The organism is Aeromonas sp. 6P, from assembly GCF_051919525.1.
Taxonomy (GTDB): Bacteria; Pseudomonadota; Gammaproteobacteria; order Enterobacterales; family Aeromonadaceae; genus Aeromonas; species Aeromonas veronii.
Genome location: NZ_JBQBEO010000002.1, coordinates 2,537,393 through 2,550,848, shown reverse-complemented (window position 1 = coordinate 2,550,848; position 13,456 = coordinate 2,537,393). Strand labels below are relative to the sequence as shown.

The following is a 13,456-nucleotide window of genomic DNA, read 5'->3' as shown; positions in this document are numbered from 1 at the left end:
ATGAGCATCCCCATTCAATATCTGGAGCTCGAATCCCTCTACGCGGCGACGGTCGCCCGGGGGATCCGCTCGCTGGCGGTCACCTCGTCGGAAGGGGGAGAGGGGGTGAGCTCCATCTGCGATGCGCTGGCGAGGCGCTCGGAGGCGGATGGGCTACGCACCCTGCTGGTGGATCTCAATCTCTATCACCCCGGCCGCGCCACGGCGGTTGCCTGGGGGCCCAATGATGTGCCCGAGCCGGTGGCCACTGGCCGCTCCTTGTCCTTGCTCCCGGCGCCGGGCAAGGATCTGATGGCTTTTCGCAACAAGGATACCTTGCGTCAGCTGCTGGTTCGCTGGCTGGAGCATTACGATGTGGTGATCTTCGATACCTCGCCGCTCACCGCTCTCAATCGGGGCAATATTCCGGCCGATCAGGTGTGTGGGGCCTGTGAAGGGGCGCTGCTGGTGGTACTGGCGGGGGTGACCCCGACGACCGTGGTACAAAGTGCGGTGGATAAACTGACCCGTGCCGAGGCCAATCTGATTGGCGCTGTCTATAACGACAAACTCAACCCGGGGCTGGCCAGCGAGATCCTGCGCGAGCTCAACCGGCTGCCCAGCAACCGGGTGACCGAATGGCTCAAGCGCTGGTGCCGGCGCAGTGCCTTGCTCAATTTCCGGATCTGATCGCCCGCTGATGGAGGCCCGATATGGATGACTGGTTGCGATCTGCTCCGGCAACCCTGCAGTCGGTGCGCGAACTGCGCAACCGGCTGGCGCAGGGACTCTCCCTGTTTCAGGTCTCCCCAAAGGATCAAGCCAACTGGCTGCTCTGTTTCAGTGAGCTGGCCACCAATAGCGTCAAACACACAGCTCCTCCCGCGACCCGGCTCTGGCTCACGCTGAAAGAGGATGAAACGGGCTTGAGTCTGATACTGGAGGATGATGGCGGCCCGCAACCCGGTCTTGCCAGTGCGCCGTTACCCGATGAGCTGCAGGAGGGGGGATACGGGCTGGCGCTGGTGCACCAACTGTTTGCCGAGGTGCACTTCTCTCGCGACGGTGATCGCAATCGCGTGACCCTTCGCCAGCAGGGCCCGGTCAACCAACTGCCGGTGATCGCGGTGATCGACGATGACAAGGTGATGCGTGCCTTGCTCACCGCCTACCTTCATGAGCACTACCGAGTTGAAAGTTATGCCGACTCCCATGCCGCCCTGCTGGCGCTCGGGAAGCAACCCCCCGCGCTGGTGCTCTCCGATATCGAGATGGAAGGGATCGATGGCTTTGGGCTGCGCCAGCAGTTGATGAAGGATCCCAAGATGAAGGGGGTGCCCTTTATCTTCCTGACCGGTCATCAGGATCAGTGGACCCAGAGTCGGGCGGGGGCGCTGGGGATCGATGACTTTCTGGTTAAACCCATCACCAAGAAGGACCTGTTGCTGGCGGTTTCGCGGGTGTTGCAACGCTCGCAGCAGCTCAAGTCGCAATGGGGCGAGCAGCTGGATCAGCGCATGACCTCGGCGCTGCGCCCGTTATTGCCCGCCACCTCCATAGGGGGATACCAGCTGGCGTTGCAAACACGCGCGGCCACAGTGGGGGGCGGTGACTTTCTGCTGGTCAAGGATCGGGTGCTGTGGCTCGGAGATGTGATGGGCCACGATGCGGAAGCCAAGTTCTTCGCCCATGCCTATGCCGGTTATCTGCGCGGCTTGCTGACGGCGCACGATCTGGAGCGCGCCCCCGCCCGCTTGCTGACCATCTTGTCCAATGCGGTTCACAGTGATCCGCTCCTCGGGGCTACCCTGCTCACCACCCTCTGCATTGAACTCGGCAACGAGGGGCGGGTACAGTGGGCCAGCGCGGGCCACCCGGCGCCCTGGCTGGTCGGGCCCGGTGCCATCCGTCAGGTCGGCGTGACCGGCCCCTTGCCCGGTTTGCGCCCGGATCCCCACTTCGTGACCAATGAGCGTCAGCTCAAGCCCGGCGAGATCCTGCTGTTCTGGACCGACGGTCTGCTCGATAGCCGTGATGCAGAAGAGCGCCAACGCTGGGAGTCGCAGCTCAAGGAGATCTGCCTGACTTCGGGGCCCGGTCTTGAGCAACTGGCTGATCGCATTGCCCGCTGGTTTGATGAGCGCATCAATGATGCCGCCCTCGATGACATGACCCTCTTGCTGGTCGCCTGTCCCGGCGCCTGATCCTGCCCCGCTTTGCCTGACTGGCCCGCTCTATGCAGCGCCTCATTTCAGGTGGCATGGAGCCACGGGAGGAGGGCCTTATGTTACCCATGCAGCAGATCTGGCTGGCTATCGATGCGCGTCAGGTCGGTGGAATTGAAGTTCACATTATCCATCTCGCCAACGATCTGCTGGCCAGGGGATTTCGCCCCACCATAGTGCTGGTGAGCAACCACGGCATGACCCCGTTTACGACCCTGCTCAAACAACAGGGCTTGCCCTACGAGGTGTGCCAAAACAGCCGCGATTTTATGCGCCGTCTGGCCCGCCAGCCTGCTTCTGTGCTGATCCATACCCACGGCTACAAGGCCGGGGTGCTGGGGCGGCTGACAGCCTGGTTCACCGGTAAATCGGTGGTCTCGACTTTTCACAGCGGGGATGACGGGGAGGGATTGCTGAAGTTTTACAGCTGGCTGGATCGCACTACAGCGCGTTTTGCGAAGTGTATTGCAGTAAGCGAGCCCATCGCTCGCAAATTGCCTGTGCCAAGCACGGTGATCAGCAACTTTGTCCCCATGCCTGCGACGCCGGCTACGGTAACTGGCAACCGGATTGCCTTTGTCGGCCGCCTCTCGCCGGAAAAGGGGCCGGAGGCGTTCTGCCAGCTCTCAGCCTTCTGCCCGGAGGGTGCGTTTCATCTCTACGGGGATGGCCCCATGAAAAGTGCCTTGTTGCAGCAGTATGGTGATCGCGTCCAGCTTCATGGTTTCCAGAACATGGCCAATGAGTGGCACAACATCGACCTGCTCTGCATCACTTCCCGCTTTGAAGGGTTGCCGCTGGTGGCCCTGGAGGCGATGGCCCACGGCATACCGGTTTGTACCTTTGCAGTGGGGGGCCTGGTCAATCTGATCGACCATAAATCCAATGGCTGGCTGGTGGAGCCCGGCCATGTGAGGGATATGGCGGAGCTGGTCAACTACTGGCTGCGCAGCGATGGGGTGGTGCGCAGCAAAATGAGTCAGGCGGCCCGCAACACCATAGCCCGCGGGTACAGCGTCAACAACAGAGTGACCGATATTCTGGCTGTCTACGGCGCCTGAATCACGGAGAAACCTGTCAAAACGAGTGGCCGCTGGCCACTCGTTTTTTTCTGTGCCGGTGTTAGGGGGAGCAGGGGGCGGATTGCTTCTGTGATCACCATTGATGTGCCACAAGGATGCGCCATAAAAAAGGCCATTGCAGTAGCAATGGCCTGATGGGCGTTGATATGTGGTTGAGGTTGATGCGGCGGGATTAGCGCCCCTTCTTGCCAACCATGATGGCAATCGTCTTGCCGATGATATGCACATCCTGCACCAGCCAACGCCAGGGGTGGAGCAGGGCGACCGAGTAGGCCAGATCGAACGCCAGCTTGCTGCGCACATCATCCAGCGACTCGTCGTAACCCTGATTGACCTGTGCCAGACCGGTAATACCGGGGGCCACTTCATAGGTGCGTTCGATAAAGTACGGCACCGCATCTTCCAGCCGGTTGGCGATCCCGGGTCGCTCCGGCCGGGGGCCGATCAGCGACATCTCCCCCTTGAGCACATTGATAAACTGCGGCAGCTCATCGAGCCGGGTTTTGCGCAGAAAGTCGCCGCTGCGGGTGATCCGGCAGTCCCCCTTGCCACACCAGATCGGCCCGGTGCCCGCCTCGGCGTCGGCGCGCATGGTGCGAAACTTGATCATGAAAAAGAGCTCGGTATGGGTAGCGTGGCTGCGCCCGATCCGCAGCTGACGAAAGAACACCGGACCCGGGCTATCGAGCCGGATGGCCAACATGATCAGCGGCCACAGTGGCAGCGTCAGCAGCAGGCCAAGAGTGGCACCGAGCAGATCCATGCTGCGTTTGACCACCAGGGTCAATCTTGGAATGGGGTGTGTCATACGGCTTTCTCCTGTGACATGAAACGTATGGGGGCGCGCAGGCAGTAGCGCAGGGTGCCCATGCCGTTGTACCAGTGTCCGAGTACCAGATAGTGGATCTTGCGAAACAGATTGGGCCAGGGGTGCACAGGGGTCAGCTGGATCAAGATGACCAGCAGATACCCCAGCAGTTGCAGCCCCAGCAGCAGCTGAAATAGCAGGGATTGGGTGGCCAGCGGGATGGCGCAGAGCCACAGCAGGGTCAGGCAGAGTGGCATCAGTACCCGCAGCCCCTTGCCACTGGCAAAGTTGAAGGCAACCCAGCCGAACTTGGGGTGCAGCAGGGGCAGCAACCGCAGCAGCTGCTGGGTGTTGCCAGCGCCGATCCGCTTGCGTCGTGTCGCCTCCAGCGCGGCATCCGAAATTTCCAGCTCCAGTGCGGCGCAGCGATTGTCATAGACCGCCCGATACCCCTTGGCGATGGCCTGCATCGGCAGGATGAAATCGTCGTTGATGGTATCGGCAGCCAGCGGGGTGAGGCACTCCCTGCGCATCATGTAAAAGGCCCCGTGGGCCCCCAGCATGCCGCCAAGAGCCGATTCGCAGAGCTTGATCTGGCTTTGATAGTGCCAGTAACTCTCCTCGCCCTGGGAGCCCGGTTGCCAGAAGCGGTATGCTTCCCCGACCACCCCTACCTTGGGATCGGCAAAATGGGCGACCGCCAGCAGCAGGCTGTCGATGGGCAGCAGGGCCGAGACATCGGTGAGGGCCACCAGATCGCTGTGTACCCGGGTCATGGCCTCATTGAGCACGGCGACCTTGCCGCGATTGCGGGGGTGATCAAATAGCCTGATCTGCAACTGCTGCAGGGCGGGATCACCGAGCTGGCTCAGCGCAATGGGGTAGCTGTTGTCGCTGCAGCCGTCGAAATGCACATGCACCCACAGCTTGTCGGCGGGGTAATCGAGGCTGGCGAGGTTTTGCAGCTTGGCCGCGATGGTCGCCGCCTCGTTGTAGACCGGCATCAGCAAAGTGATGGTCGGCAGCGCCTCATCGGCGGCGTCTGTTTTGAACCCTCGATCCAGAGGGCGGGGCGGATTGGCTACCTTGCGCGCCTGCCGACCACCGAATTTGAGCAGCAGGGGATAGCCGACATGGTGGTAGACCACCAGTACAGCGCACAGCCAGAACACGATCATGATCCATTCCATGGGATGCTCCTCTGGTCATCGGGTCGCTTGATCAGCGGCTGTAAAGCTGCTGATAGGCCTGAGCCATCCGGCTCAAGCTGCTTTGCTGGCACACAAACTCTCGGGTGACGGCACGCAGGCTATGGCAGTGCAGCAACCCTTGTGCCAGAAGCTGGGCAAGGCGGTCGGGATCCCGCTCCGACAGGATATGGCCGCTGGCCTGACAGACGATCTCTCTGGCCGCCCCCACATCGCTCATCACCACCGGCACCCCGCACGCCTGTGCTTCCAGCACACAAAGCGGCATCCCCTCCGCCAGTGAGGGGAGGCAGAAGAGATCCAGCCCCTGATAGAAGCGCGGCATGTTTTCGACCAGCCCCAGAAAATGGACGCGATGGGCGATCCCCAGCTGCTGACACTGTTGTTGCAACGCATTTTGCAAACTGCCGACCCCTGCCAACGCAAGATGCACCTCCTCCGGCAGGGTGCGGACCGCCTCCAGCAGCAAGGTATGCCCCTTGACCGACTCAAGGCGGGCGGCGCAGCCAATCAGTTTGACCCCTTGCGGCAATCCCATCTCCTGACGGGCGAGGGCGGCGGCGCCCGGGGCAAAGCGCTGCTCATCGATGCCGTTGGGGATCACGGTTGGCGACAACTGGCCCAGCTTGGCCAGCAGCTGGTTGGCCACCGGCTTGGCATCGGCCACCAGAATGGGTTTGAAGGCGCGCAGCCCCCACAGGGCCAGCGTGCGCTGATGGAGATCATCGAGATACCAGGCATCGTGCTCTGTGTGTACCAGGGTGGGCACCCGGGCCAGCCGGCTGGCCAGACCGCCATAGAGCATGGGCCCCAGATGGTGGGTATGTACCGCGACGGGCTTGAGTTGGCGCAGCAGTCGGGTGAGCCGCCAGAGGGTCGCCAGCGACCAGCCCGCGGGCTTTTCCAGACAGTGAATATTGCCTGCGAAGGGACGCAGGGCGGGCCACGCCCTTAGCACATCCCCTTTGCGCCCTTCGAGGGAGATGATATGCACCGGTTGCTCGGCGGGGCTCGCCTGCGTGAGGTTGAGCACCATGGTCTCCAGCCCGCCGGGCTGCAGGTGCTGCACTATTTGAACGATGGAGCTTCTGCGGGGATAGGGTCTGTGCGACGGGGTTGATGACAACATGGTTCGCGCTCCGGCAAGGGAAGGGGTGACACCCCGGATAGCGGGAGAATGCGAATCTTGTACCACTCTTGCGATCTGCTCACAGAGGCGATCAGCTCCTCTGGTGGCACTGCCTTTGCATCGTGCGGGGGGAGGGCCTTTCTCAGGGAGTGATGCCATGCCTGTCCAGTTCTATTACAACCTCTACATCATTCTCTTTGCCGCCTGGCGCCGTCGCTATCTGCTGGTGATCCCGGTACTGGTGATGCCGCTGGTGGGCGTCACGGTTGGCCTGCTCACCCCCAAGGAGTATGAGAGCCGCACCACCTTTATGGTGCCGCAAGATGCCAACCAGACCCCGACCCTCAAGGATCTGATCACTCAGGAGAGTCTCAAGGATCGCTTTGCGGTGCTCGAAGCCCTGCTGCGCAGCCGTTATGTACTGGACGGGGTGGCGCGGGATCGCGGTCTGGTCAATGACGAGACCCCGCCAGCTCAGCGCGATGCCATCATGGACTGGCTCTCGAGTGCCGTCTCGCTGCGGCTGATCGGTGATGAGGTGATCGAGATAAAGGTCAAAGCGGATTCGGCGGCCAACAGCGCCGGTTTGCTCGAAGCCATTTCGCGGCGCTTTTTCTTCAACCTGCTCAGCAAGGGGCGCCAGTCGGCGGAATCGTCCGAACGTTTCCTGCAAAGCCAGCTCGACAGCCGCCGCAGCGAACTGCAAGCGGCTGAGCAGCTGCTCGCCGATTTTAAACGGGAGCATGCCAGCGCCTTGCCCCAGCAGCAGAGTACCAACGTCGCCCGTCTCTATGGTTTGCAGGAGCGTTACGCCGAGAGCCTGATCACCTTGCAGCAGGCTAAGGCCCGGGTCGATCAGCTATCACTGGGGCAGGAGAGCCAGCTGGCCCGCCAACTGGATGAGAAGCTCCAGCTGATGCGCACCGAGCTGGTGTTGCTGCGGGCCCGCTACAGCGACGAGCACAGCAAGGTGCAGAGTTTGCGCTATCAGATTGACCAGTTGCAGCAGGAGTTCGAGCAGCTCAAATCCCAACCGGATATGGCCCGTGGGCCCGAGTGGCAGCTGGCCCAGACGCAGCTGACGGAGGCGGAGCAAAACGCCGCCGGCTTGAAGAGTCAGCTGGATGGGCTGGACAAGGTGGTCGACTCCCAGGGAGATACCGAGCGCCAGCTCGCCGAGCTGGAGCGGGATCTGGCGGTCAAGCGCACCCTCTATCAGGATTTGCTGCTGCGCTATGAGAAGGCCAAGGTGACCGGCGATCTGGGCAACTTCGAGCAGGGGGAGCGGATCAAGGTGATCGACAAACCCTTTGCCCCCAGCAAGCCGAGCAACTACCCGCTCTGGCTGTTTTTGCTGGCGGGCATTGTTGGCGGGTTGGGGCTGGGCTGCGGTCTGGCGCTGGTGGCCGAACTGGCGGATGCCAGCCTGCGCCGCTCCGATCAGCTGGCCGCCCTGGTCAAGGCGCCGGTGCTAAGCCGCATTCCCTACTGCGAGCCGGTGCCGGACTATCCATCCAATAGTGATCATGCGCTGGATGGGCAGGTGTTGCCCTTGTCACCAGAACCGGGGTGATTGCCGTAAAAGCGGGCTGCCAGCAGGAACCGGAATATGTCTGATTAGGCCTCGTAATGAGGCCTTTTTTATATCATGCAAATAGCGGAGTAAACATCGCGGCATGTCCATAAAAGAGGAGATAGACTTCATTTTCAAATTCCGTTTGTTGACTGTGGTTTTATCCAGTGGTACAAGTGGAGCTGACTTAAGAAGTTGATAATACACTGATAAATCATAAGTTGGTTGGTAATTCAGAAATTTTTAAATGATTAAATTGGTTGTGATGACGAGTGGTAGGGCGGAGTTATATAGAAGGCGATATTAAAGTGTTAGTTACGTTTTTCAACTAATTAATGTTGGCTTTCAAGGAGAGGTATGGAGAATTATAAATATTTCGTAGATGCATTATCTTCTACAGCAGCATTAATTGCAATTATTACTGTCTTGTGGAGTTGGTTTAAAAATTCTCAAAAGCCTTTAACAATTGAACGATTAGTTGTCCACAATAAAACAGCTGAGAGCACATATATTCTTGTTATAAAGAATAGGAAGTCATACCCTGTAATCATAAAGTCGACATTTTGTCATGTTAAGGCTTTATACATAGTTGAGAAAAAGAACAATCAGAAGCCAGAATATATGGAGACATTATCCCTTTCGGATAGTTTATTTATGAACAATGATACCTTTGAAATAGGAGCAAATGGTCATACCGACATTCGTATTTCCGGGAAGAATTTACCAAAGGGCATAAGAAAACTGTTTTTTTCTATCCAAACTTCGCACGGCTATCATCAAGCTTGGTGTAAAAATATTAAAACAGTGGATATGACTGGTAAAACACAAGTTTTTGGTATGGAGGAAATGTATGATTTCGACTCAAAATTTAAGGCTAAAAGAAAGTTCTATTGGTTAATAGTTGTTAACTTATTTCAGCAGTGAGAGATTATAAGTTCGATTAGCCGATAGGTGTAATCGGACACTCACAATGAAATCAATAACTAATGTGGTAACTATGCTCTGTTTAGTTATTTTGGTTGCATGTTAGAGGAAAGATTTCGGGGGCGAAGTAGGTGGATTATGGTTAGTTAGATGTATGTTTTATACAAATATCGAAAATGTTCATTCAAGCTTCGCCAATCGAAGCTGCTACCCTAATTTTCACGCATAAAACTAAAGGAAAGTCATGAGAAAAAGTCTCAGGAAGGGATATTTTCACTTAGAGCTAAACCATGAATACGGTGCTGATACGATCGGTGCCGAAGCGGCAGAAGTAGAACTTAAAGAGGGGGTGGCTATTTTTAGAGCTAAGCTAAAGCCTGCAAGTGAAAATCAGATTTTGGATGCTGTTCATTGTAAGGAGCAAAGTTTTAAGAATGTAGAATCCTTTTCCTTTATAGATGAACACATTCGGAAAGGCATGTCATCTTTCGTAAAGATTAATAAGGCAAAAATTAAAAGCTGGCGCATAGAAATTGACTATGAACAAAAGTATGATTTCTGTTGTGAGATTCAGTCTATGAATCCTGACGGGCTATTATTCCGTGTTGTAAGTTCGTAGGTTAGATTACGGCTTCGCTAGTCAGTCGATCTGTGGCCTTTGGGATTATTTGACTAAATGGATAGTTTGGAATGGAAGTTTTATATACTTTTCCTGAATATTTAGAAAGCATTATCAAGAAATTGATTGGTAGAGACTGGATTGTTCATAATTTCAACTTGGTTGATGATTTAGAGGTATATAATGTCTCTAACTATATATATAATAAACAAATAAATGCCGTTACTTACACTATACATCTTGATTTAAATGTCTATCAGTTCATTTTGAATGCATTTAAGAAAAATAAACCTAAGCAAGAGTTTCGTGACGCAATTGCACTTGTTGCTTTTTGTCAATTTGCAGAGATTGAGTTAGACCCAACTTATGCAGTATATGAAAAAATAAACTATAGAAATGATGCTGAAGTTCTTGATGAAGTTTTGTCTGACTTGGAATTATTTCATCGTATTAACAATATAAATAACTCGTCAATAATAGATTTTGCATTGGGTGAGATAGACACGATTACTCCTGCAGATTCTTATGTTATGGATATACCTTTTATCAGGAGCAATCTCACTAAATATAGGCGCCTACGTGAGTGGGATTCACTATATTTAATTGTTTTGTATATTATCTATGTGTCTCACATTCCAAATATTAGCCGACTGGATAAGCTGAAAAAAGTGGTTGAGTGGATGATTACTGAGTTTATGTTATCTCTAGTGGGTATTACTTTTGCCTCTATTTATTTCAGTGAAACGCCCATGAAGAGAATGATGAAATATAAAGTGTCAGATGATCCATGTTCAAAACAACGTAGTGCATTTAATATGACATGGGACTTATATAACTTGAATCGTTACTTCAGAATGTGGACTGAACGTGAGTCCGAGCAAGAGAGTATGTTCGCTAGTGGAGACAAAGTATTCAATTTGGTGCTGAGAAAGTCAATTCAGGTACAACAAACGGGTTGCTTAGATAGCTTTAGAGATTTCCTCCCACAAGATATAGTTCTCTATTTAGAGGAAATCACTGCTCAGCCAGATAAATATTTTGAAAGAGCGTATAATTCAGGAGGATGGTCCCCTTCATATAGAGATGAATTAATCAGGAAATATGAATCACTAACTGGCATAAAACACAGTGGAGAAATACAAGTCAATTAAACGATAAAATCTGATGTTGTATGCAAAATATACGTACATACAGATAGAAATCAGGGAGCCATAGCTCCCTAATCGCGACACACGGGGTGATAAATCAGCCAATGGCGGGTGCCAGTTGCCCGTTGGCGGGCTGCAGGCGTCCTTGGTTACGGCGCTGATAGCGCCAGGCCAGCAGTAGCGGCATACCGAGCAGCAGCTGGGCGGCCAGCGGGATCTCCTCGATGGGGGCGGCCAGTGCACCTTCCGGAATAATGCCTCCCTCAATTTCGGCCGCCAGTTTGAGCTCCAGCGCATTGCCAAAGTCGGCGAAGGTGGTGGCATTGATAACAAACGCATCCTGACCGCCCGCCACGTTCTCCACATACCACTCTTGTAGCACCCCATCGGCATAGTCCTGACCTATGGTGATGCCGTTGATGGTATCAATGCCGGAGGCGAGCAGTTGATCCCGCACGGTAGAGGTATCCAGCCCGTTGTTCTGGATACCGTCACCCGACACATCCATCACCTGGCGGGCGGCGGTGTAGTTGTTGGTATCAAACTGCTGGGCACCAAAGGCCATGGCCGAACCGGGGGCCGTCATCCCCGCATAGGGGCGTACCAGGGCATCCAGGGTGGCGGCGAAGTTGTTGATGGAGGTCATGTCGTAGAGGTGGAACCAGTCAGTCATCACGCTCTGCTGGTTGCTACTGCTCCACATGATCATCTGTACGGCGATGGACCCGAGTTTGCCGCCACTGGTGTCGAGGATGGCGCTTTGTACATCCTGACTGTAAAAGGCGTCCACATAGCCCTGTAATTGCAGATTGAATTCCGATGAACTGACACTGCCCGACACATCCATCAGCAGCTGCAGTTCGGTATCGACTTCGGTCAAGGCGTATGCGGGGGAGGTTACCAACAACATCCCCAGCAGCCCTGCCAACGGTTTGAGTTTCATTGCTCACTCCTTCTCCCTGGCGCTAGTGCCAGCAGGGGGAATGAATAAAGCGTGCCAGCTTTGTTGCATCCTCTGACTTGGCTTGGTCCGGGTGAGAGCGGGCAGGCATGGAACTTGCGACAGCGGTCAAAAGCGCTGATAACCGGCAGGAGTTGCGATGGAGATCCGTCCCTGGCAGTGGGCACCTAACTGGCTGCTACTTGGTTTGGCCAATCAGTGGGGCATGGTGTGGCTCAATATGGGTCACTTCAACCTGCTGGTGGTGTTGCTGATTGCTATCTGGTGGCAAATTGCATCGCGGGTTGCACCGAGCTGGCGCCCGCATCCACTGGCGCTCTCCCTCTTTATCCTGCTGATCCTGATCCCCAGCGCCAGCTGCAAGGCGCTGGCCTGTCTGTTGCTGGTGGCCTCGCTATGGCGCCGTCATCAGAGTGGCGATGAGCGGGCGGTATTGCAGATTGTGCTCGCCTTTACCGTGGCGGTGTTGTGGGGGCAGCAGGTGTTTGCGTTGCTCTCCGGCCCTGTGCTGGCGCTTGACGCCTGGGGTGTGGGCCAGTGGTTGCAGCTGCTGGGCTGGGAGACTCGCCTTGATGGCAATCGCATCGAGCGGCTGGGAGGCCATGCCCTGATTGTGCTCAAGGGGTGCTCCTCGTTTTCTCAGCTCTATCTGGTGATGCTCTCCTGGCTGGTCTCCTGCTCCTGGCTGGCGCCGGATCGGCCCCTCTACCGGCAGTGGCCCATGTTGCTGCTGGTTTGTCTGCTCTATATCGGGGCCAATCAGCTGCGGTTGGTGCTGATAAGTCTGGATCTGCGCTGGTACGGCTGGCTGCATACCGGCTCGCTGGCCCAGCTCTACCAGTGGGCCATCATGTTGTTGGTGATGACCATCCTCTTTATCCGGGGACGCCGTGATGCATCTATCTAGGGGATATCTGTTGCTGTTGCTGGTGGCGCTGCTCAGTGCTGCCGCCATGGGCTGGCGTTATCAGAACCGGGCAGTTAACGAGGGAGCCAAGCCCATGCTGCTGGAGCTGGTCCAGATGGGCTGGCGCTTGAGGGTGGCTACGCCGGTATTGGGCGGCACCTATGTCAGCTATCAGCTGGCCCATCCCCGCTGTGACGGCCTGCTGCAGGCCATGCTGGTGACGCCTGATCGGGAGGCGATGTCAGTGACGCTGGCGAGTGAAGGGATGAGTCAGGGGGTGATGTTTTTAGGCGAGCTGCACCAGAGCCCGCCGCTGCTCTCTTACCGTCTGACCCAGGGTTGGCGCAAATTGTGGGGGCTGGCCCCTTATCCCCTCTATCGGGTGGCCTTTCCGACTTCTTGCATTGACCTTATTGCGCCGCCGATGGGGTGACAGCCCCCGGTTCACCGTTTGGCAGGATGCGGATCAGCAAGGTATTGGGGGCCAGCATGGGGTCATAGCGGGGCTCCAGCTCAATGGCGCGAGAGCCCAGCAAGCGGGTGAGTGCGGTCAGCCGCACGCTCGCCATCCGCGCACTCTCCAGCATGTCGGTTTGCAGCCCGGGGCCGCTTACCAGCGCAATCCGGGCCGGATTCTTGCGTCCCAAAAACTGATGCAACTGCTGCTCCTGATCCGCTGGCAGTTGCGTCTCCGCTTGCTGGTACTGCAGTTGCAGTTGGGGCTGTTCGGCCAGCTGTTGTTCCCGCAACTGGTTGAGGATCGGCAGGGTCTCATTGACCGGCTCCTGACGGGCGCAACCGGTGAGGAACAGCAGCGGCAGCATCAGAGGCAACAGGCGGCGCAGGGCGCTGTCTTTGGCTGTGGAGCGGGGAGTCTGGTTGGCCATACGCAG

General features: G+C 56.2%; 14 protein-coding genes. 9 read left to right on the top strand and 5 right to left on the bottom strand.

The window, feature by feature from the left end; all coding sequences use genetic code 11:
- From ACTG2J_RS11910 to ACTG2J_RS11900, 3 genes are all read left to right on the top strand, one after another.
- Complete coding sequence (locus tag ACTG2J_RS11910; protein ID WP_005360129.1) at positions 1-669, top strand: tyrosine-protein kinase family protein; 669 nt, start codon at positions 1-3, stop codon at positions 667-669.
- 23 nt (positions 670-692) lie between these two features.
- Positions 693-2,183: a SpoIIE family protein phosphatase gene (locus ACTG2J_RS11905; RefSeq protein ID WP_439997520.1), complete on the top strand. Its 1,491-nt coding sequence runs from the start codon at positions 693-695 to the stop codon at positions 2,181-2,183.
- 80 nt (positions 2,184-2,263) lie between these two features.
- Entirely contained in the window at positions 2,264-3,265 is a 1,002-nt protein-coding gene (locus ACTG2J_RS11900) for a glycosyltransferase family 4 protein (protein ID WP_113739418.1), read from the top strand.
- A 193-nt stretch (positions 3,266-3,458) separates the two neighbouring features.
- Here ACTG2J_RS11900 and ACTG2J_RS11895 read toward each other — a convergent pair whose 3' ends face one another.
- From ACTG2J_RS11895 to ACTG2J_RS11885, 3 genes are read right to left on the bottom strand one after another with little or no spacing between them, the layout of a single operon-like run.
- Positions 3,459-4,094, bottom strand: coding sequence for a sugar transferase (locus tag ACTG2J_RS11895; protein ID WP_113739419.1), 636 nt, complete (start codon positions 4,092-4,094; stop codon positions 3,459-3,461).
- Positions 4,091-5,284, bottom strand: a complete 1,194-nt coding sequence (locus ACTG2J_RS11890; RefSeq protein ID WP_113739420.1) for a glycosyltransferase family 2 protein — start codon at positions 5,282-5,284, stop codon at positions 4,091-4,093. The genes ACTG2J_RS11895 and ACTG2J_RS11890 overlap by 4 nt, the downstream gene beginning before the upstream one ends.
- Positions 5,285-5,315: 31 nt before the next feature.
- Entirely contained in the window at positions 5,316-6,431 is a 1,116-nt protein-coding gene (locus ACTG2J_RS11885) for a glycosyltransferase (RefSeq protein ID WP_439988583.1), read from the bottom strand.
- 157 nt (positions 6,432-6,588) lie between these two features.
- Between ACTG2J_RS11885 and ACTG2J_RS11880 the strand changes: the two genes are divergently transcribed.
- The 4 genes from ACTG2J_RS11880 (at position 6,589) to ACTG2J_RS11865 (ending at position 10,698) form a co-directional block, all read left to right on the top strand.
- On the top strand, positions 6,589-8,004 hold the full coding sequence (locus tag ACTG2J_RS11880; protein WP_021230256.1) for a GumC family protein: 1,416 nt from the start codon (positions 6,589-6,591) through the stop codon (positions 8,002-8,004).
- Between the two features lie 357 nt (positions 8,005-8,361).
- Positions 8,362-8,928 (top strand): hypothetical protein, encoded by a 567-nt coding sequence (locus ACTG2J_RS11875; protein ID WP_113739422.1) that lies wholly within the window; start codon positions 8,362-8,364, stop codon positions 8,926-8,928.
- A 244-nt stretch (positions 8,929-9,172) separates the two neighbouring features.
- A complete protein-coding gene (locus tag ACTG2J_RS11870; RefSeq protein WP_113739423.1) occupies positions 9,173-9,547 on the top strand; it encodes a hypothetical protein in 375 nt (124 codons plus the stop codon).
- Positions 9,548-9,618: 71 nt separating this feature from the next.
- The gene (locus tag ACTG2J_RS11865; RefSeq protein ID WP_113739424.1) at positions 9,619-10,698 is read left to right on the top strand and encodes a hypothetical protein; all 1,080 of its coding nucleotides are present in this window, start codon (positions 9,619-9,621) and stop codon (positions 10,696-10,698) included.
- A 94-nt stretch (positions 10,699-10,792) separates the two neighbouring features.
- On the opposite strand, the gene ACTG2J_RS11860 is transcribed toward ACTG2J_RS11865, so the two are convergent.
- A complete protein-coding gene (locus ACTG2J_RS11860) occupies positions 10,793-11,638 on the bottom strand; it encodes a DUF1194 domain-containing protein (RefSeq protein WP_113739425.1) in 846 nt (281 codons plus the stop codon).
- 157 nt (positions 11,639-11,795) lie between these two features.
- On the opposite strand from ACTG2J_RS11860, the gene ACTG2J_RS11855 reads away from it, so the two are divergent.
- Together ACTG2J_RS11855 and ACTG2J_RS11850 are read left to right on the top strand one after the other, a co-directional pair.
- Complete coding sequence (locus ACTG2J_RS11855; RefSeq protein WP_439997519.1) at positions 11,796-12,563, top strand: hypothetical protein; 768 nt, start codon at positions 11,796-11,798, stop codon at positions 12,561-12,563.
- Complete coding sequence (locus tag ACTG2J_RS11850) at positions 12,550-12,996, top strand: hypothetical protein (protein ID WP_113739427.1); 447 nt, start codon at positions 12,550-12,552, stop codon at positions 12,994-12,996. Before ACTG2J_RS11855 ends, ACTG2J_RS11850 begins: the two co-directional genes overlap by 14 nt.
- Here the strand turns inward: ACTG2J_RS11850 and ACTG2J_RS11845 are convergent.
- The gene (locus ACTG2J_RS11845) at positions 12,974-13,450 is read right to left on the bottom strand and encodes a hypothetical protein (RefSeq protein WP_113739428.1); all 477 of its coding nucleotides are present in this window, start codon (positions 13,448-13,450) and stop codon (positions 12,974-12,976) included. The genes ACTG2J_RS11850 and ACTG2J_RS11845 overlap by 23 nt on opposite strands.
- Positions 13,451-13,456: the final 6 nt, after the last annotated feature.